Source organism: Streptomyces sp. NBC_01717 (assembly GCF_036248255.1).
Lineage (GTDB): Bacteria > Actinomycetota > Actinomycetes > Streptomycetales > Streptomycetaceae > Streptomyces.
Genome location: NZ_CP109178.1, coordinates 7,380,303 through 7,397,022 on the forward strand (window position 1 = coordinate 7,380,303; position 16,720 = coordinate 7,397,022).

The window sequence follows — 16,720 nt, forward strand, 5'->3', positions numbered from 1 at the left end:
GGTGGGGCCGGGTGGATCGGCCGCCCGTCCGGGGAGAGGGCCGGGGGTCGGTACTGCGCCAACCGTGCTCCCGGTCAGTGGTCGAGGTAGCCGCGCCAGCCGCGGTGCACCGTGATGTCCGTTGCGCTGCGCAGGGCGTAGGGCTCGCACAGGAAGCCGGGCGCGGTTGTGCCGTCCGAGAGTTCCACCCGGCCCAGTGCCATGGGGGACGGGAGCTCCGCCGTGAGGCGGCCCAGACCCTCAGGGGGCAGTTCCCACACTTCCACCTCGATCTCAGCGCCGCCTTCGCCCACCCGTTCCAGGCCCGGCTTGGGCGGGTCGGTGCGTAGGGCGTGCAGGCGGTACACCGGGGCCGTGGTCGTCGTGCGGAGCAAGTGGGCACCCAGGGACAGGAGTTGAGGGTTCAGGGGCTGGCCCGTCAGATGGGCGCCCGCGACGACCAGCCTGGTGGGCGGGGTCAGCAGCGCGGTGATGCGTGCCAGGCGTTCATCCGTGTGGGCCGGGCCGATCAGCATCACGCCGAAGGGGTGTCCGGCCACGTCGCCGGCCGGGGCGGCCACCGCGCACAGGCCGAACAGGTTGGTGGAGTTGGTGAACCGGCCCAGCCGTGCGTTGGCGCCCAGCGGGTCCGCGGCCACCTCCGCCAGCGTGGGGTGACCCGGTGCGGTGGGCAGGAGAAGGGCGTCGGCGTCGGAGAGGGCCGCCATGGCGGCATCACGCAGAACCGCCAGCCGGTCCCGGTCGGCGAACAGACGGTGTGCCGGGATGTCCCGGGCCGCCGTGATGATGTGGGCGACGGTGGGGTCGAGATCGGCGGCGGGGGCGGTGTCGACGAATGCGCCGACCGCCGTGTAGCGCTCGGCCACGAATGCTCCGTCGTACAGCAGGGCTGCGGCTTCGAGGAAGGGGGCCAGGTCCACCGGTTGCAGATGCGCGCCCGCCGCGTGGAGGCGGACGGCCGCTGCCTCGTACGCCTCCGCCCAGCCGGGGTCCAGCTCGCCCAGCTGTCCGGTCGCCGGGACCGCGATACGCCAGGGACCCGGTGTCCGGGCGGGTGCGGACCGCGGCGTGGCCGTGGTCATCAGGGCGAGCGCCTGCTCGGCCTCGGGGAGCGTACGGGCGAAGACGGTGACACAGTCCAGGCTTGCGCAGGCCGGGACCACACCGTCGGTCGGGACCAGGCCGCGGGTCGGCTTCAGGCCCACGATCCCGTTGAACGCGGCCGGGATCCGGCCGGAGCCCGCGGTGTCGGTGCCGAGCGACAGGTCGGCGATGCCGAGCGCGACGGCGACCGCGGAACCGGAGCTGGAGCCTCCGCTGATCCGCGACGGGTCATGGGCGTGGCGGACCGCTCCGTAGGGGGAGCGGGTGCCGACCAGCCCCGTGGCGAACTGGTCGAGGTTGGTCGTGCCGATCACCAGGGCTCCGGCCGCACGGAGGCGGGCCACGGCCGGGGCGTCGGCCGTCGGCTTGTACGCGTACGAAGGGCAGCCCGCGGTGGTGGGGAGGCCGGCGACATCGATGTTGCCCTTGACGGCCAGCAAGCGGCCGGCGAGGGGGAGATGTTCCCCCGCGGCCACGCGGGCATCGAGGGTTCCGGCCTCGGCCTCCACCTCGGGCAGCGGGCGCAGGTCGATCCAGATCTCCGGACGGTCGACGGCCTCGATCCGGGCGTGGGCGGCGCGGACCCGGGCCAGTACGGGTGTGGACGTGGTCATGTGTGCTCCTCAGTTCGTGGGGGGCGGGGCCAGGACCAGCAGTGCCGTGCCCGGTTCCACCTGGGCACCCGGCCGGGTGAGGATCTCCACGACGATGCCGTCCGCCGGGGCGTGGACCCGGGACTCCATCTTCATCGCCTCCAGTGCGAGAAGAGGCTGACCCGCCGTCACCGTGTCGCCCGCGGCGACGTTCAGCTGCCAGACCGACGCCGCGAACTCGGCCTCCACCAGCCGGCCGCCCGACGGCACCGTCACTTCGGCCGCCGGTGGCGCGGGTTCCGTGGCGGCCTCCGCCCGCGCGAACTCGCCGGCCGCCTCCCAGGCGTCCCGTTCCGCCGAGAAGGCGGCGCCCTGACGGGTGCGGAACCCGGCGATCGAGTCGGCGTTGTCGGCCAGGAACTTCTCGTACCGCGCCAGGGAGAACTCGCCCTCCTCGATGCGCGGTACGAACCGGCCCGACGCGATGTCCGCGCGGAGCTCCAGGAGTTCGTCCGCCTCCACCGGGTACCACTTGATCCGGTCGAAGAACCTCAGCAGCCACGGTGAGCCGGGCTCGAAAGCGCCGCGCTGCTGCCACCCCGACCACACCTGGGTGGTGCGCCCGACGAACTGGTAACCGCCCGGCCCCTCCATCCCGTAGATGCAGAGATAGGCGCCGCCGATGCCGACCGAGTTCTCCGCCGTCCAGGTGCGGGCCGGGTTGTACTTGGTGGTGACCAGACGGTGCCGGGGGTCGAGCGGGGTGGCTACCGGTGCGCCCAGATAGACGTCGCCGAGCCCCAGCACCAGATACTCGGCGTCGAAGACCGTGCGGTACACGTCGTCGACCGAGTCCAGGCCGTTGACCCGGCGGATGAACTCGATGTTCCACGGGCACCAGGGGGCGTCGTCGCGTACCCCCGCCATATAGCGGGCGATGGCCTCGCGGGTCGCCGGATCGTCCCAGGACAGCGGCAGATGCACGGTCCGCGACGGCACGGTCAGAGCGTCCGTGGGCGGGAGCGCCGCCTCGGTGGCGTGGAGGAGTGCCAGGAGCCGGTGCTGGGGGAGTAGTTCCGGATCCGTCTGGATCTGGAGCGAGCGGATGCCGGGTGTGAGGCCGGTGATGCCGGGTACGGCCGCCGCGGTCAGCGCCTCCATCAGGGCGTGCACCCGCATCCGCAGGGCCAGGTCCAGCTGCATCGGGCCGTACTCGACCAGCACGTTGTCGTCGCCGCTGCGGCGGTACGTGACATCGTCGCTCCGGTACAGGATGCCGCCGTCGACGATGTCCGGGCGCCGCTCGCCGGTGATCGTCACCGGTGTGAAGCTGACCGTGTCGCCGGGCCGTAGCTGGCCCAGCTTCCACCGTTCGCCCGTCACCACGGTCGCCGGGCAGACGAAGCCGCCCAGCGACGGCCCGTCGGGGCCGAGCAGCACAGGCATGTCTCCCGTGTAGTCGACGGCGCCCACCGAGTACGGCGTGTCATGGATGTTCGAGGGGTGGAGTCCGGCCTCGCCGCCGTCGGTGCGGGCCCAGCGCGGCTTGGGGCCGACCAGCCGGACACCGGTGCGGGCCGAGTTGAAGTGGACCTTCCAGTCGGCGGCGTAGAAGTCGTGGATGTCCTCCTCGGTGAAGAACTCCGGTGCGGCGTGCGGGCCTTCGGCCGCGCCTATCTGCCAGCTGCCACCGATGTGCGGACGGTCGGACTCCGGTACGGGGGCGCTCGGGGTACGCGCCGCGCCGCCGTGCAGGACGTCGCCCGTGCGCAGGGCCCGGCCGCCGTGTCCGCCGAAGCCGCCGAGGGTGAAGGTCGCCGCGCTGCCTAGGAAGCCGGGCACGTCCAGGCCGCCGCCGGCGAAGAGGACGTACGTACGCAGACCGTGTCCGTCCGGTGCGCCGACCGCGAGTGTGGAGCCCGCCGGGACGGTGAAGGGTTCCCACAGGGCGACCGGTTCGCCGTCGACCGTCACGGCGGCGGGTGCGCCCGTGACACAGACCGTGGTCGGGTGGGTGAACCGCAGGGCCGGGCCCTGGAGCGTGCATTCGAGACCGGGTGCGCCCGCGTCATTGCCGAGCGCGGTGTTGCCGAGGCGGAACGACAGGTCGTCCATCGGGCCCGACGGCGGGACGCCGACCTGCCAGTAGCCCGTGCGGCCGGGCCAGTCCTGCACCGTGGTGAGGGTGCCGCCGGAGACCACCTCGATGCGCGGGGTCGGGTCGCTGACGGTGGCGAGCGTGGCCGTGGAGTGCGTGGCGGTGTGGACCCGGTCATCGGCCAGAGCGGCCCGTACCAGTCCGAGGTTGGTCTCGATGCCGTCGATCCGGGTGGCGGCGAGTGCCGTGTCCAGCCGTGCGAGGGCGTCGGCGCGGTCGGTGCCGTACGCGACGACCTTCGCCAGCATCGGGTCGTACGACGTCGTCACCTCCGTCCCCGTCTCGACCCAGGTGTCGACACGGACTCCCTCGGGGAACGCGACCCGGGTCAGCAGGCCCGCGCCTGGGCGGTGGTCGCGGGTCGGGTCCTCGGCGTAGACCCGGGCCTCGACGGCATGGCCGCGCGGCGTATCCGGTTCGCGTACGACGTCCGTGTCGCCCTGGGCGAGGCGCAGCATCCACTCGACGAGGTCGACGCCGTAGATCTCCTCGGTGACCGGGTGTTCGACCTGGAGGCGGGTGTTGACCTCCAGGAAGTACGCCTCCGCGCGCGCCGCGTCGTAGACGAACTCCACCGTGCCCGCCGAGCGGTAGTCGACCGCCGCGCACAGATCCTGGGCGGACGCGGCCAGTTGTTCACGGACGTGCGGCGGCAGCCCCGGGGCGGGGGCTTCCTCCAAAACCTTCTGGTTGCGGCGCTGCAGGGAGCAGTCGCGGTCGCCGAAGGTCACCACCCGGCCCCGGCCGTCGCCGAAGACCTGAACCTCGACATGGCGGGCGTCCTCCACGAGGCGTTCGAGGAAGACACCGGCGGAGGAGAAGGACGCGGCGGCGACCCGCTGCACCCGCTCCCAGGCGTCGGCGAGTTCGTCGACGGATCGACATGACGACATGCCGATCCCGCCGCCACCGCCGGTCGCCTTGAGCATCACGGGATAGCCGATGCGGTCTGCCGCCGCCACCGCCGACGGCAGGTCGGGGAGCAGCCCGGTGCCGGGGGCGAGCGGTACGCCCGCGGCCTCGGCGGCCGCGCGAGCGGTGTGCTTCGCTCCGAACAGCTCCAGCTGCTCGGCGGTCGGGCCGACGAAGACGATCCCCGCGTCCTCGCAGCGCCGGGCGAACCCGGCGTCCTCGGAGAGGAAGCCGTAGCCGGGGTGGATGGCTCCGGCCCCGGTGTCCTTGGCGGCCTTCAGGACCAGGTCGGCGTCGAGGTACGAGTCCTTGGCGGGCGCGGGACCCAGCCGTATCGCCGTGTCGGCGAGGCGGACATGGGGCGCTGAGCGGTCCGGGTCGGAGAAGACCGCGACCGTGCGGAGACCGAGGCGGCGGGCGGTGCGGATGATCCGTACCGCGATCTCGCCCCGGTTGGCCACCAGCAGTGTGTCGAAATTCGTCATGCGGTGGCCTCACCGATGGTGGCTTCGACGGCCGTCGGGTCGAAGCCGTTGCAGGGGTTGTTGATCTGGGGGCAGTTGGAGACCAGGACCAGGACGTCCCGTTCGGCGCGCAGGGTGACCCGCAGACCGGGGGCGGAGATGCCGTCGACGATGCCGAGCGTGCCGTCCTTCTCCACGGGGACGTTCATGTACCAGTTGATGTTGGAGACCAGATCGCGCTTGCCGAGCCCGTGCCGGGCGCCCTCCGCGAGGAAGTTGTCCACACAGGCGTGCTGCGACCAGGTGTGGTGCCCGTAGCGCAGGGTGTTGGACTCCTTGGAGCAGGCGCCGCCGACCGTGTCGTGGCGGCCGCAGGTGTCCTCGGTGACCGTCATCAGCGGGGTGTGCTCGTTGGACAGCAGCACGCTGCCGGTGGTGAGGAAGATGCTGCCCTGTGCGTGGACGGTGTCCGGGGCGCTGTAGCGGACGGCGGTGTCCTGGGCGTCGTACACCAGGAAGTCCACGGCCTGATTGCCGTGCAGATCGGTCAGCGTGAGCTGTTCGCCGGCACGGACGACGGCGGACCAGGCGGCCCGCGCGGGGATCACGTCCGAGCTGCGGACGGTGCCGGTGACAGTGGTGGCGACGGTCATGCGAGCCCCCTGGCGGTGAGGAAGTCGAGCGTGTTGAGGAAGGCCCGGCGGCCCTCCGGTGTGGCGTCCCAGAGCGGGTCCCCGGGCGCGGTCGGGCGGGCGCGCCAGGCCAGCACCTCCAACGGGGTGCAGACGTAGTCGGGGCGCGGGTCCAGCGGATGCGGGACGTTGGCGATGAGCACGGTCAGGTCCTGCTCGGCGCGGAGCGTCACCGACGCGCCGGGCCCGGCGGAGCCGGTGAAGTCCAGGGCCCCGTCCTCACGTACCTCGACACCCTGGAAGAAGGAGAGCGACGGCGGCAGATCGCGCGGCCCGAGCCCGTTCTTCGCGGCAGCGAGCTTCAGCAGCTCCCGGCCCGCCGGGGACGGCGACTGCGGGGCGCCGTCCCCGTACCGCTCCGTGTTGCGTACGAGGGTCGACGTGCCGCACACGGCGTCGTGCCGGCCCGAGCCGTCGGCGACCACCGAGGCGAGGACCCGCCCCTGGTCGGAGAGGAGCAGCCGGTCGGCGCCGAGGTAGGCGTTCCACTGGACCTTGACGGTGTCCGCGGTGTTGAGCCGCTCCCAGGGGCGCCCGTCCACGTACAGCAGCAGATGGGCGCAGGCGTCCCCCGCGAGATCGGTGAGCCGGAGCTCGGTGCCGCGGGCGAGTACCCGGTGGGTGTAGTTGCCCCCTGCCACGGTCTCGGCCCAGACCGGCGTGCCGGGGACGGCCGCGGGCCAGTCGCTCGCGGGTACCACCGGCATGGTTTCGGTACGGATGCCGTGCTGGGCGCGGGCGTGGTCCCGGGCTCCGTGTGTCGTCGCTGTCGCCATGGCTGGACCCTCCGGCTCGACGTGCCTGTGTCGATCGCGCACTGCTGTCGCGCACCTCTGTGGTGCATTTCCGTCGCTTATTTCTGTCGCGTGACAGAAATTAGGACGCGGGCGAGTCGGGGCCATTGCCCGTCCGTTGCACGGGAGTTACCGAGTGCTCACCAAGATCGGGTCGGGCACGGATGTGCGACGATCGGCCCATGTCCACCACCGGGAGACGGGTCGGCCGGCCGCGCGCCCAGCAGCGCGCGGACAGCGGACTGTCCGCGCGCGAAGAGCTGCTGACTGCCGCCGCCGAGCTGTTCACCACCCGCGGGTATGCCGCGACCACCACCCGGGCCGTCGCGGAACGGGCAGGCATGCGGCAGGCGACGATGTACCACTACGTCGCGGGCAAGGAGGACCTCCTGGCGGAGCTCCTGGAATCCACGGTCACTCCGTCGTTGGCGCTGGCCGGGAAGCTGCTCGCCGACGATGCGACGGCCGCCGAGGACCGGCTGTGGGAACTCTGTCGCTCCGACGTGGCGTTGCTGTGCGGCGGGCCGTACAACCTGGGCGCCCTGTACGTACTGCCCGAGGTGCGGGCCGAGCGGTTCGCCGGCTTCCACCGGGTGCGGGACGAGCTGAAGGAGGCGTACGGGACGCTGCTGGCGGCGACCCGGGCGGGGGCGGCGCTGGACGAGGAGGAGCTGGCCCTCCGTACCGATCTGGTCTTCGGACTCATCGAGGGTGTGATCCTGGTCCGGCGTTCGGGGCCGGAACGGCCGGTGGCCGCGTTCGCCGCGGCGACGGCGGATGCGGCGCTGAGAATTGTGGGGGCGCGGTCCGACTGAGGACCTGCCCGCCCGGCCAGGGGGTGTGTGCCGTTGCGGCGGACCATGCCTCGGTCGGCCCGGCGCCCGGCCGGCACGCGCGGTGCGGACGGGGCACGCCTCGGCCGGCCCGCTCGGTGCGGACCGGCCGACGGCTTTCCGTCCTCCGTTCGTCCCGGCGGCGATCCGCCGGGCAGGTGCTAGGTCCGACTGCTCTTCATCGAGGCACCGACGCAGATCAGCCCGAGCACCAGCGCCAGACCGCCGATGATGACGTTGTTGAGGATGACGCCCATGTCGGGGCTGCTGCCGACGATCCACGGCGACAGGATCATCCAGATGCCCATGGCGCAGATGGCCCAGCTCAGGCCGTACATCCGGGCCGGCATCACGGTGAACCCGAGTCCCAGCACCGCGATCGCGATCCCCATGATCAGGTTGTGCTGCACGAGTGTGGGTTGGCTCGCGGTGAAGTGGAGCACCCAGGGCGAGATGGCGCAGTAGAGGCCGACGAGGAACACCGGTCCGTCCACGAGTGCCACATCGCGACCACCGAGCATGCGGGCATAGCGTTCCCGCATTTCGGAAACATCCGGGTGACTGGTTATGTCAGCGCGGGTGTGTGAGACGTTGGACATGAGAGTCGTCTCCTTCGATCCTGCAGGCCCGACCGCGGAGGGTGAGGGTGAAGTGCGGTAGGCGCCTCCTCCCACCATTCTGCGCTTATCTGGGCCTTATGTGCATGTTTCGTCCCCTAGGAACGGTGCGAATCCAGGTTGCGGGCCAGGGCCGTCAGCTGTGCCGTTCGCAGGACCCGGTCCCCGAACCCCGGCAGCGGGACATGCAGCGGCTCCGTCCAGCGCGACGGGATCGCCCCCCTCCCGTGCACCGCCCCGGCCAGGCCGCCGGTGACGGCCGCGACCGTGTCGGTGTCCCCGCCCACGTCGATGGCGGCCGCCAGCGCGGCCTCGAAGGTATGTGTCGTACGCAGCGCCCACACCGCGGTGCCCAGGCACGGCCACACCGCCCCGTTGAACTCCGTCGCCAGGCCGGGGTGCCAGTCGGGGGTGAGGACCGACGCCCAGCGTTCGCGCTGGTCGTCGTGTACGGCGGCCAGGGCGCCCGGGAGGGCGGCGTCCATCGTCGCCGCCCGCGCCGCCGGCTCCGGGCCGTCGGCCCGTGCGAAGTACACGGCGGAGGTCGCCGCCCGCATCAGCGAACCGTTGCCCGCCGCACGCCCCTCGACCTGGAAGTGGAGTGCGGCGGCCACATCCCAGGGATCGCCGCTCGTCAGGACGTACTCGGTCTGCAGACCGATGTCCTTCGGCTCGCCCGCCGCCCACCGCCGGAACCTGCCGAACATGTCGGCGAGGTCGAGGCCGTCCCGCTCCAGCAGGGACTCACCGACCAGGACGGCCATCTGGGTGTCGTCCGTCGCCTCGCCCGGATCCCAGCCACCGCCCCCGCACATCGCTCCGACGCCCTCCGGGAACCGGGTCGTGTACACACCCGCAGGACCGAACTCGAACGGCGCCCCGAGCGCGTCCCCGACCGCCGATCCGACGACGGCGCCCACCACCCGGTCCTGCCTGCTCCCCTGGTCCATGGAGTCAGCGTAGGGAGACCGACGACCTGCTCCGGTACACCCGATATGCCGCGCCCACCAGGACCGTCGCGGTCAGGAACAGGACCGTGAACCACTGGAAGTACCAGTGCCCGCCCGCGGGGTCGTACACCGCGGCCCGCGGCCAGGCGAGATTGACGGTCATCACCAGCCCGTACAGCAGCGCGAGCGCGTTGACGGCAATGCCCCAGCGGCCCAGTGAGAACAGCGGCCGGCCCGTCTCGTCCACGGCGTCCGTCCGAGCGGCGAACGTACCGCGCAGCCGGCGGACCAGCAGCGGGCCCGTCACCATCGAGTACGCCAGGTACAGCATCACTATGCAGGTGGTGCCGATCGCCAGGAACGCGTCGGGCGACGCGAAGTTGAGCAGCAGCAGGACCGCCGAGAGCACGCCCACGACGACTGCCGGGGCGGTCGGCATTCCGGTACGCGCGTTTACCTTGGACAGCAGGGCGGAGCACGGCAGCTGGCCGTCGCGGGCCATCGAGAACAGCATCCGGCAGGCCGCCGTCTGCACGGCGAGGGTCGCCACGGCGATGGCGATCACCACGTCGACCAGGAGCACCCGGCCGACTCCGTCGCCGAGACTGCTGGTCAGCACGTAACTCATGCCGTCGACGGCGAGATGACCGTCGGTCAGGCTGGGCGCCGCCAGCAGCCCGCCCAGCACCAGCAGTCCGCCGAGCAGACCGGCGGCGCCCAGGGCGGAGAGGATGGTGCGAGGCGCGGTACGGCGCGGGTCGCGGGTCTCCTCGCTCATCTCGCCCGCACTGTCGAAGCCGATCATGACGTACGCGGCCGTGAACGAACCCACCAGCAGCGCGCCGAACACTCCCGTCCCGGCGCCACCGGTGTGGAAGGTGACGGACGGGGTGCGTTCCGAGTGGGTGAGGAGCAGCACAACGATCAGCGCGGCGCCGATGATCTCGGCGGTGACACCGATCCGGTTGATGATCGACATCACGCGGTTGTCGACGATGTTCACCAGCGTGGTGAGGACCAGCAGGATGGTGCCGAGCAGCGCCGCGTTCGTGGCACCCGTCGGGGACAGCGGAGCCGGGTCGCCGCCGATCAGCTGGAACCCCGACCAGATGGGCGGCATGACCATCTGCAGGGCCAGCGCGGCCGCGGCGACCACCACGATCTGGCCGATGACCATGATCCAGCCCGCGAACCAGCCGAAGGTCAGGTTGGACAGCCGCGACGACCACTGATAGATCGCGCCGGATATCGGGTAGCGGGCGGCGAGTTCGGCGAAGCAGGCGGCGACGAGCAGCTGGCCGATCAGCACTGCGGGCCACGCCCAGAAGAAGACCGGGCCGCCGAAGGAGTAGCCGACGGCGAAGAACTGGAAGACCGTCGTCAGCACCGAGATGAACGAGAAGCCCGCGGCGAAAGAGGCGTAGCGGCCGAGGCTGCGGTGGAGCTCCTGGCGGTAGCCGAACTCCTGCAGGAGAGGGCCCGATTCGGCGGGGACGGGTGGATCGGGGAGTACGTCGGTGGGCGCGGTGACGGACATGGCAGCACCTGCTCTCAGGGGCGAGGAGGGGAAACGGACGGAGTTCAGGAACGAGGGGCGTGGCGGGCTTCCTGGCCGAACGAGGAGAGGGGTAGGGCCCCCGCGGGCAGCGCTGTCTCGCCGTCGGCCAGCCGCCGCCCGAGATAGCGGAAGGTCTGGACGGTCTGCGCGTAGAGGTGTTCGCCGGCGACGACCCCGGGGCGCGCGGGCCGGCCGGGACCGGTGAAGGCGGGCAGCGGAGCGATGGTCGTGTCGTAGTCGACTGTGCAGAACAGCGGGAAGGAGTAGCGCTCCTCGGTGACCTTGCGGACCCGGTGGGAGGTGGCGGCGAACTCGCCGTTGGTCCAGAGCTCCAGCAGATCACCGGTGTTGACGACGAAGCAGTCGTCGAGCGGCGGTGCGTCGATCCACTCGCCGGCGCCGTTCATCACCTCCAGACCGGGGGCGGTGGGGCGCAGCAGGGTGAAGCATTCGTAGTCGGTGTGGGCGCCGATGCCGGGGCGGTCCTCCGCTGTCGGGTCGTACGGGTAGTGGATCAGCCGGAGCTGGCTGGTGGGCCGGGTGAGATACGGGGCGAACGCGTCCCGGGGCAGACCGAGCGCCTCGGCGAAACCCCCGAACAGGGTGTGGCCCAGGGCGAGGACGGCGTCGTACCAGGCGGTGACCGGCTCACGGAACCCGGACACTGCCGGCCACTGGTTGGGGCCGAGCAACGGACCTGTGGCGTCGGGGAGTTCGAGGGAGAGGTCGAAGGCCTCCTTGCGGTCGGCGGTGGCGCCGGCGAAGACTTCCTCGCCCTCGGGGACGTAACCGCGATGGTTGGACGACTTCCCGATCCAGCAGGCCATCTTCTCCTCGACGGGCCGGGCGAAGAACGCCTTCGCGGCGTCGAGCAGCCGGTCGAAGAGCGCGGGGTCGATGCCATGACCCGAGAGGTAGAGGAAGCCGGTCTCGCGGGCGGCGCGGCCCAACTCGGCCACGGCGCGGGCGCGTTCCTCGGGCGGGCCGACGCGCAGGGCCGTGATGTCCACGACCGGTAGCTCGGTGAAGGAGGTCGGGGACATCAGCGGAGGCCTTCCGGTGCGGGCGCGGACGCGGTCGCGGATGCGGCGAGGGCAGTGGTTGCGGTGGAGTGGAGCGCGGCGAGGAGTCCCTCGGCGGCGGTGATCTCGAAGGCCCGGGTGTACGAGGTGCCGTCGGGCCGCGCGTCGTTCACCACCAGTCCCGCGCAGCCGTCGAGCGCCGGGGCCGGTACGGCGCCCACACGGTGGGGCAGCGTCGAGCGCTCGACGGTCCACCGGCCGTGGTCGATCCGCCCGAGGGAGAGCTCGAAGTCGAGGAGGGCACGGGCCCGGCCGATGTCGGCGGCGCCGCGTACCAGTTCGGCCAGCGAGGCATCGGCGGGCAGCGGTTCGGCGCGGTCGCGCACCTGGGCGAACCGGTCGCCGGCCCGGATCAGCAGCCCCGTGCAGCCGGTCTCCGGATCGAACAGCTCGACGGCGGCGGACGGTCCGGCGCTGCGCACCGGGCGCCAGTGTTCGAGGTATGCGACGTGTACGCCCGTCTCGACGAGCACGGCGCCCTCGCGGCGCAGCCGCCCGGCGTCCGGGAGTCCGACGGGCCCGAAGTCGAGGGTTCGGGCCCAGTGGAACACGTCGGAGCGCTGCCGCAGCCGCCCCGCGAAGGCCTCCTGGCGGGTGAGCCCCAGAAGTTCCTCGAAACGGAGGTCGGACAGGGAGGTGACGCCGGGGTGGCGGGGGTGGTTCGCGGGCTGCCGCAGATCCGCGTACCGGGCAGGGCCCTGCACCCAGGTCACGGCAGTGGTGGTGTCCCGGCGCCCGTCCGCGTCGACGAGCAGCGAACGGTGCCAGACACCGGTCAGTTCGGGGACGGACGGCGGGAGGGCGTGCGGCTTCGCGGACATGGCGGCCCCTTGCGGCGCAGCGGCCGGAGCCGCATTCCTGTCGGATGACAGAAATTAGGGAGAGCCTGTTTCCGCTGAATGACACGGCCGTGTCCGTGCGGCGCCGAAGTGCTCACTGTGGTCGGGCACGGCAGAGACCGGCCGGGGCGGTGACGCAGCCCCGGCCGGCCGATGGCGACCTTGTGGCGCTACTGCGGGGGCATCAGCACGGTGTCGACGATGTACACCGTGGCGTTGGCGGTCGGGACATTGCCGCAGACGACCTTCGAGTTGTCGTTCACCGTGTACGCCAGGCCCGAGCCGGAGGTCGTCAGCTCGCTCTTGGCCAGCGTGGCGAAGGACCCCTTGTCCAGCTGCTGCGGCGCCAGCTTCCGCCCCACCACGTGATACGTCAGGACCTTGGTGAGCTGCTCCTTGTCCGCCAGCAGCTTGTCCAGGTCGGCCTGCGGGATCTTGGCGAACGCGTCATCGGTCGGGGCGAACACGGTGATGTTCTGCGCGTTGTTGAGGGTGTCGACCAGACCGGCCTTCTTCACCGCGGCGACCAGCGTGGAGAGCGCCGGGTTGTGCGAGGCTGCCGTGGCGACCGGGTCCTTCGCCATACCTGCGAAGCTGCCCGCACCGTCCTTCGGCACGGACGAACAGGCCGGTCCGAACGCCTCGTTCATATCCATCGAGTCGCTCGCCGCGGCCGACGGCGATGTCTTGGCCGCGCTTGCGGTGGAGCCGGACGAGGAGTCCTTGGAATCGCTGGAGCAGGCCGTCAGGGCCAGCGGCAGAAGCGCGGCGGCGGAGACGGCGACGGCGGCACGGCGAAGGTGCAGAGGGGGCATGTGATTCTCCTGGGGAGAGATGCGCGAGGCGCGCGAGACGGGTGGGAACGAAGAAGTGAATGCGGCTGCGTGTGGGGGGTGTTCAGGTCAGGACACGTCGACCACCACCGAGTGCCAGCCGGTCGCACCGTTCGGGACGGTGCCGACGCGTTCGCCGGTCTGGGTGGCCCCGGTGCCGTCGGTCGCACGGACCTCCAGCGTGTGATGGCCGGAGGTGGCCGGCCACTCCCACACCCACTGGCGCCAGGTGTCCCGGTTGTCCTGTGCCGCGAGCCGGGCCGGATGCCACGCGCCGCCGTCGACCCGTACCTCCACCCGGGAGATCCCCCGGTGCTGGGCCCAGGCCACCCCGGCGACGGGCACGACGCCGGGCTTCGGCGAGGCGAACGGACGCGGTGTGTCGATCCGGGACTCCGTCTTGACCGGCGCCTGCCGGGACCAGCTGCGCCTGACCCAGTAGGCGTCGTACGAGGCGAACGTCGTCAGCTCGATGTCCTTGATCCACTTGCAGGCCGAGACGTACCCGTACAGTCCCGGCACGACCATGCGGACCGGGAAGCCGTGCGCGAACGGCAGGGGTTCGCCGTTCATGCCGAGGGCGAGGATCGCGTCGCGCCCGTCCATGACCGTCTCGACCGGCGTGCCGATCGTCATGCCGTCGACGGAACGCGCCACGATCTGGTCGGCGGGACCGCCCCGCGAAGGCGGTTTCACCCCGGCCTCACGCAGCAGATCGGCCAGCCGCACACCGATCCACCGGGCGTTGCCCACGTACGGGCCGCCGACCTCGTTGGAGACGCATGCCAGGGTGATGTCGCGTTCGATGATCTCCCGCCCCAGCAGGTCCTGGAAGCTGACCGTGAGAGGGCGGGCGACTCCCCTGCCGTGGATCCGCAGCCGCCACGAATCGGCGTCGACGCGCGGCACGACCAGGGCGGTGTCCACCCGGTAGAAGCTCTTGTTCGGGGTGATGAACGAGCTCAGCCCGCGAATCCGCAGATCCGCCCCGGGCGGCACGGCGGGCGCCGGCGACTCGGGTACCGGGAGGACGAGATCACGCCGTGAGGCGGCGGCACCGGCCTGGACGGAGGACGTCAGTCGCCGTCCCAGGAACCCCGCACCGGCCGAGGCCGCCGCCGCAGCGGTCGCCGCGATCACGAAACCGCGCCGGTCGAAGGCGCCGTCCCGCTGCCCGTCCCTCACTCCAGCCGCGGGAGAGGGACGGAGCACCGGGCCGAGCCGTCCGGCCAGGAGATACAGCACTCCTGCGGCCACCACGGCACCCACCACCGAGGGCAGGGCATCGGTGGGGCTGCCTTCCGGCCGTCCCACCGCCGCCACTGCCCCGACCACGCCGAAGACCAGAACGGCCGCCGAGCCGAGCCGCCGGTGCCGCGACGCCAGGATCCCGACCGCCACCGCGAATACCGCCAGCAGCGCCAGGATGCCGAGTTGGAGCACCAGTTTGTCGGCGGTGCCGAAGTGCCGTACGGCGAAGTCCTTCACGGCTGGGGGAGTGCGGTCGATGACCGCCCCGCCCACCGCCGCGATCGGCCCCGCCTCCGGACGTACGACAGCCGAGGCCAGTTCGGCCACGGCCAGGGCGCAGAACCCGGCGATCAGACCGCTGAGCCCGGCGAAACCGGCACGTGTCCAGCGGGATCGCCGGGACCCGGTGGCCCCGTGCTCCTGCACATCGTTCTGTTCTTCGCTCACATCTGGGGTTCGTCACCGGTCGGCCTGCGGATTGGTCCGTCACCCGATCGAATGAGAAACGGTCATCGGCCAATCCCTCGGGGCGCCGGCTACGGATCACCTTCGAGGGGCCCTGCGCGAGGGCGCGTTCGGCGCGCACCGGGCTCCATCCGGCACGGGTCGGCACCCGCCGGACCCGGATCGGCGGGTTCTTCACCGGCCGCCGTGGAAGCGCTGAGCAGCCGGCCGTCAGCCGAGGCCGCGCGCCTGTTCGAACCGGGCGCGGGCCTCGTCCAGGTCCACCACCGGATCCGGGTAGCCGAGCCGCGCCCGGTCCGGGCCGGTGAGCTTCCACGGCTCGTGGACCACAGCGTCCTCCACGCCTGCCAGCTCCGGCACCCAGCGCCGTACGTACCTGCCCCGCGGATCGAACCGCTTGCCCTGGACCACCGGATTGAGCACCCGGTTGGGGCGGGTGTCCGTACCGGTGCCCGCCACCCACTGCCAGTTGAGCTGATTGTTCGCCAGATCCCCGTCGACCAGGAGATCCAGGAAGTGACGGGCGCCGACGCGCCAGTCCACGTACAGCGTCTTCGTGAGAAAGCTCGCGACCAGCATCCGGCCCCGATTGTGCATCCAGCCCTCGTGCGCCAGCTGTCGCATCGCCGCGTCGACCAGCGGATAGCCGGTGAGTCCGGCACACCACGCCTCGATCTCGCCGGGGTCGGACCGCCAACTGTCGCCCCGCGGACGGTAGTCGGCCCATGCCGCGTCCGGCCGGGCGGCGAGGACCTGGTGGTGGAAGTCCCGCCAGGCCAGCTGCCGTACGAACGCGTCGGCGCCCGGTCCGCCCTTCTCCCGTGCCCGGTTCACCAGTTCGGCGGCGGAGAGGCAGCCGAAGTGCAGATACGGCGACAGCCGGGACGTCGCGTCCCCGCCGAGGTCGTCGTGGCCGGTCCCGTAGTCGGCCATCGGGCCGTGCAGCCAGGATGCCAGCAGCCTGCGCCCTGCCGTCTCGCCGCCCTCGGCGAGACCCGGTGAGACGCCCGTGACCTCCGCTCGCGTCGGCAGCGGTGCGGAGGTTGCGGTGTCCGGCACCCGTACCGTCCGGGGACCGGTCAGTGTGCCCCGTACCCCTTCCGCCTCCCAGCGGCGGAAGTACGGGGTGAACACCGCGAAATGGTCGCGTCCCGCCGGCACGACCCGGCCCGGTGCGAGCGCGGTGACCACTGCGTCATGGACGTGCAGGGTGCAGCCGGCAGCCCCGAGAGCCGTACGCAGACGGTCCTCGCGTTCCCGCGCGTACCCGCTCACCCCGGCCGCGATGTGCAGACTCCGCGCACCGGTCTCCGCGACCACGGCGCATGCCTCGGGGACGACGTCGCCGCGGCGGACGACGAGCCGGCCGCCCCGGCGGCGCAGCTCCGCGTCGAGACCGACGAGGCAGTCGGCGAGGAACGCCCGCCGGTTCGGCGCGTCGAAACCGGCCCGGCGGATCCCGTCGTCCTCGACGAAGAGGGGGACGACGGCATCCGTCCCGCGCACGGCCGCGGACAGGACGGGGTTGTCGTGCAGCCGCAGGTCGGAGGTGAACAGCGCCACCGAGACGGTCAT

13 protein-coding genes are annotated in these 16,720 nt (G+C 71.9%); 1 reads left to right on the plus strand and 12 read right to left on the minus strand.

Going from position 1 to position 16,720, the window contains the following annotated elements:
• Nucleotides 1–74 precede the first annotated feature (74 nt).
• Genes atzF through OHB49_RS33405 form a run of 4 tightly spaced genes read right to left on the minus strand, consistent with a single transcriptional unit; the run spans nt 75 to nt 6,699 of the window.
• The gene (gene atzF, locus OHB49_RS33390; RefSeq protein WP_329164664.1) at nt 75–1,718 is read right to left on the minus strand and encodes an allophanate hydrolase; all 1,644 of its coding nucleotides are present in this window, start codon (nt 1,716–1,718) and stop codon (nt 75–77) included.
• 9 nt (nt 1,719–1,727) lie between these two features.
• Nucleotides 1,728–5,252, minus strand: coding sequence for a 5-oxoprolinase/urea amidolyase family protein (locus tag OHB49_RS33395; RefSeq protein WP_329164665.1), 3,525 nt, complete (start codon nt 5,250–5,252; stop codon nt 1,728–1,730).
• Nucleotides 5,249–5,884, minus strand: coding sequence for an urea amidolyase associated protein UAAP2 (locus OHB49_RS33400; protein ID WP_313936437.1), 636 nt, complete (start codon nt 5,882–5,884; stop codon nt 5,249–5,251). Before OHB49_RS33400 ends, OHB49_RS33395 begins: the two co-directional genes overlap by 4 nt.
• Nucleotides 5,881–6,699 carry an urea amidolyase associated protein UAAP1 gene (locus tag OHB49_RS33405; protein WP_329164666.1) on the minus strand — a complete coding sequence of 273 codons (819 nt, stop codon included), beginning with the start codon at nt 6,697–6,699 and terminating at the stop codon, nt 5,881–5,883. The genes OHB49_RS33400 and OHB49_RS33405 overlap by 4 nt, the downstream gene beginning before the upstream one ends.
• A gap of 200 nt (nt 6,700–6,899) precedes the next feature.
• Between OHB49_RS33405 and OHB49_RS33410 the strand changes: the two genes are divergently transcribed.
• On the plus strand, nt 6,900–7,532 hold the full coding sequence (locus tag OHB49_RS33410; protein ID WP_030968524.1) for a TetR/AcrR family transcriptional regulator: 633 nt from the start codon (nt 6,900–6,902) through the stop codon (nt 7,530–7,532).
• A gap of 179 nt (nt 7,533–7,711) precedes the next feature.
• Here OHB49_RS33410 and OHB49_RS33415 read toward each other — a convergent pair whose 3' ends face one another.
• The 8 genes from OHB49_RS33415 to OHB49_RS33450 all read right to left on the minus strand — a co-directional run bounded on the left by OHB49_RS33415 (nt 7,712) and on the right by OHB49_RS33450 (nt 16,720).
• Complete coding sequence (locus OHB49_RS33415) at nt 7,712–8,149, minus strand: SPW repeat protein (RefSeq protein WP_078852584.1); 438 nt, start codon at nt 8,147–8,149, stop codon at nt 7,712–7,714.
• Nucleotides 8,150–8,265: 116 nt separating this feature from the next.
• The gene (locus tag OHB49_RS33420; RefSeq protein WP_329164667.1) at nt 8,266–9,117 is read right to left on the minus strand and encodes an ADP-ribosylglycohydrolase family protein; all 852 of its coding nucleotides are present in this window, start codon (nt 9,115–9,117) and stop codon (nt 8,266–8,268) included.
• A gap of 4 nt (nt 9,118–9,121) precedes the next feature.
• Complete coding sequence (locus OHB49_RS33425; protein ID WP_329164669.1) at nt 9,122–10,654, minus strand: amino acid permease; 1,533 nt, start codon at nt 10,652–10,654, stop codon at nt 9,122–9,124.
• 44 nt (nt 10,655–10,698) lie between these two features.
• The gene (locus OHB49_RS33430) at nt 10,699–11,718 is read right to left on the minus strand and encodes an isopenicillin N synthase family dioxygenase (protein ID WP_329164671.1); all 1,020 of its coding nucleotides are present in this window, start codon (nt 11,716–11,718) and stop codon (nt 10,699–10,701) included.
• Complete coding sequence (locus tag OHB49_RS33435) at nt 11,718–12,578, minus strand: hypothetical protein (RefSeq protein WP_329164672.1); 861 nt, start codon at nt 12,576–12,578, stop codon at nt 11,718–11,720. The genes OHB49_RS33430 and OHB49_RS33435 overlap by 1 nt, the downstream gene beginning before the upstream one ends.
• A gap of 188 nt (nt 12,579–12,766) precedes the next feature.
• Nucleotides 12,767–13,411 carry a fasciclin domain-containing protein gene (locus OHB49_RS33440; RefSeq protein WP_329164673.1) on the minus strand — a complete coding sequence of 215 codons (645 nt, stop codon included), beginning with the start codon at nt 13,409–13,411 and terminating at the stop codon, nt 12,767–12,769.
• 87 nt (nt 13,412–13,498) lie between these two features.
• The gene (locus OHB49_RS33445; protein WP_329166705.1) at nt 13,499–15,034 is read right to left on the minus strand and encodes a molybdopterin-dependent oxidoreductase; all 1,536 of its coding nucleotides are present in this window, start codon (nt 15,032–15,034) and stop codon (nt 13,499–13,501) included.
• Between the two features lie 321 nt (nt 15,035–15,355).
• The gene (locus OHB49_RS33450) at nt 15,356–16,720 is read right to left on the minus strand and encodes a cryptochrome/photolyase family protein (RefSeq protein WP_329164676.1); all 1,365 of its coding nucleotides are present in this window, start codon (nt 16,718–16,720) and stop codon (nt 15,356–15,358) included.

What these genes read in the sequence shown, in the direction of transcription:
- OHB49_RS33395 (WP_329164665.1), bottom strand. Translation starts at nt 5,252, where the DNA reads ATGACGAATTTCGACACACTGCTGGTGGCCAACCGGGGCGAGATCGCG.
- OHB49_RS33440 (WP_329164673.1), bottom strand. Translation starts at nt 13,411, where the DNA reads ATGCCCCCTCTGCACCTTCGCCGTGCCGCCGTCGCCGTCTCCGCCGCC.
- OHB49_RS33405 (WP_329164666.1), bottom strand. Translation starts at nt 6,699, where the DNA reads ATGGCGACAGCGACGACACACGGAGCCCGGGACCACGCCCGCGCCCAG.
- OHB49_RS33420 (WP_329164667.1), bottom strand. Translation starts at nt 9,117, where the DNA reads ATGGACCAGGGGAGCAGGCAGGACCGGGTGGTGGGCGCCGTCGTCGGA.
- atzF (WP_329164664.1), bottom strand. Translation starts at nt 1,718, where the DNA reads ATGACCACGTCCACACCCGTACTGGCCCGGGTCCGCGCCGCCCACGCC.
- OHB49_RS33400 (WP_313936437.1), bottom strand. Translation starts at nt 5,884, where the DNA reads ATGACCGTCGCCACCACTGTCACCGGCACCGTCCGCAGCTCGGACGTG.
- OHB49_RS33425 (WP_329164669.1), bottom strand. Translation starts at nt 10,654, where the DNA reads ATGTCCGTCACCGCGCCCACCGACGTACTCCCCGATCCACCCGTCCCC.
- OHB49_RS33430 (WP_329164671.1), bottom strand. Translation starts at nt 11,718, where the DNA reads ATGTCCCCGACCTCCTTCACCGAGCTACCGGTCGTGGACATCACGGCC.
- OHB49_RS33415 (WP_078852584.1), bottom strand. Translation starts at nt 8,149, where the DNA reads ATGTCCAACGTCTCACACACCCGCGCTGACATAACCAGTCACCCGGAT.
- OHB49_RS33450 (WP_329164676.1), bottom strand. Translation starts at nt 16,720, where the DNA reads ATGACCGTCTCGGTGGCGCTGTTCACCTCCGACCTGCGGCTGCACGAC.
- OHB49_RS33410 (WP_030968524.1), top strand. Translation starts at nt 6,900, where the DNA reads ATGTCCACCACCGGGAGACGGGTCGGCCGGCCGCGCGCCCAGCAGCGC.
- OHB49_RS33435 (WP_329164672.1), bottom strand. Translation starts at nt 12,578, where the DNA reads ATGTCCGCGAAGCCGCACGCCCTCCCGCCGTCCGTCCCCGAACTGACC.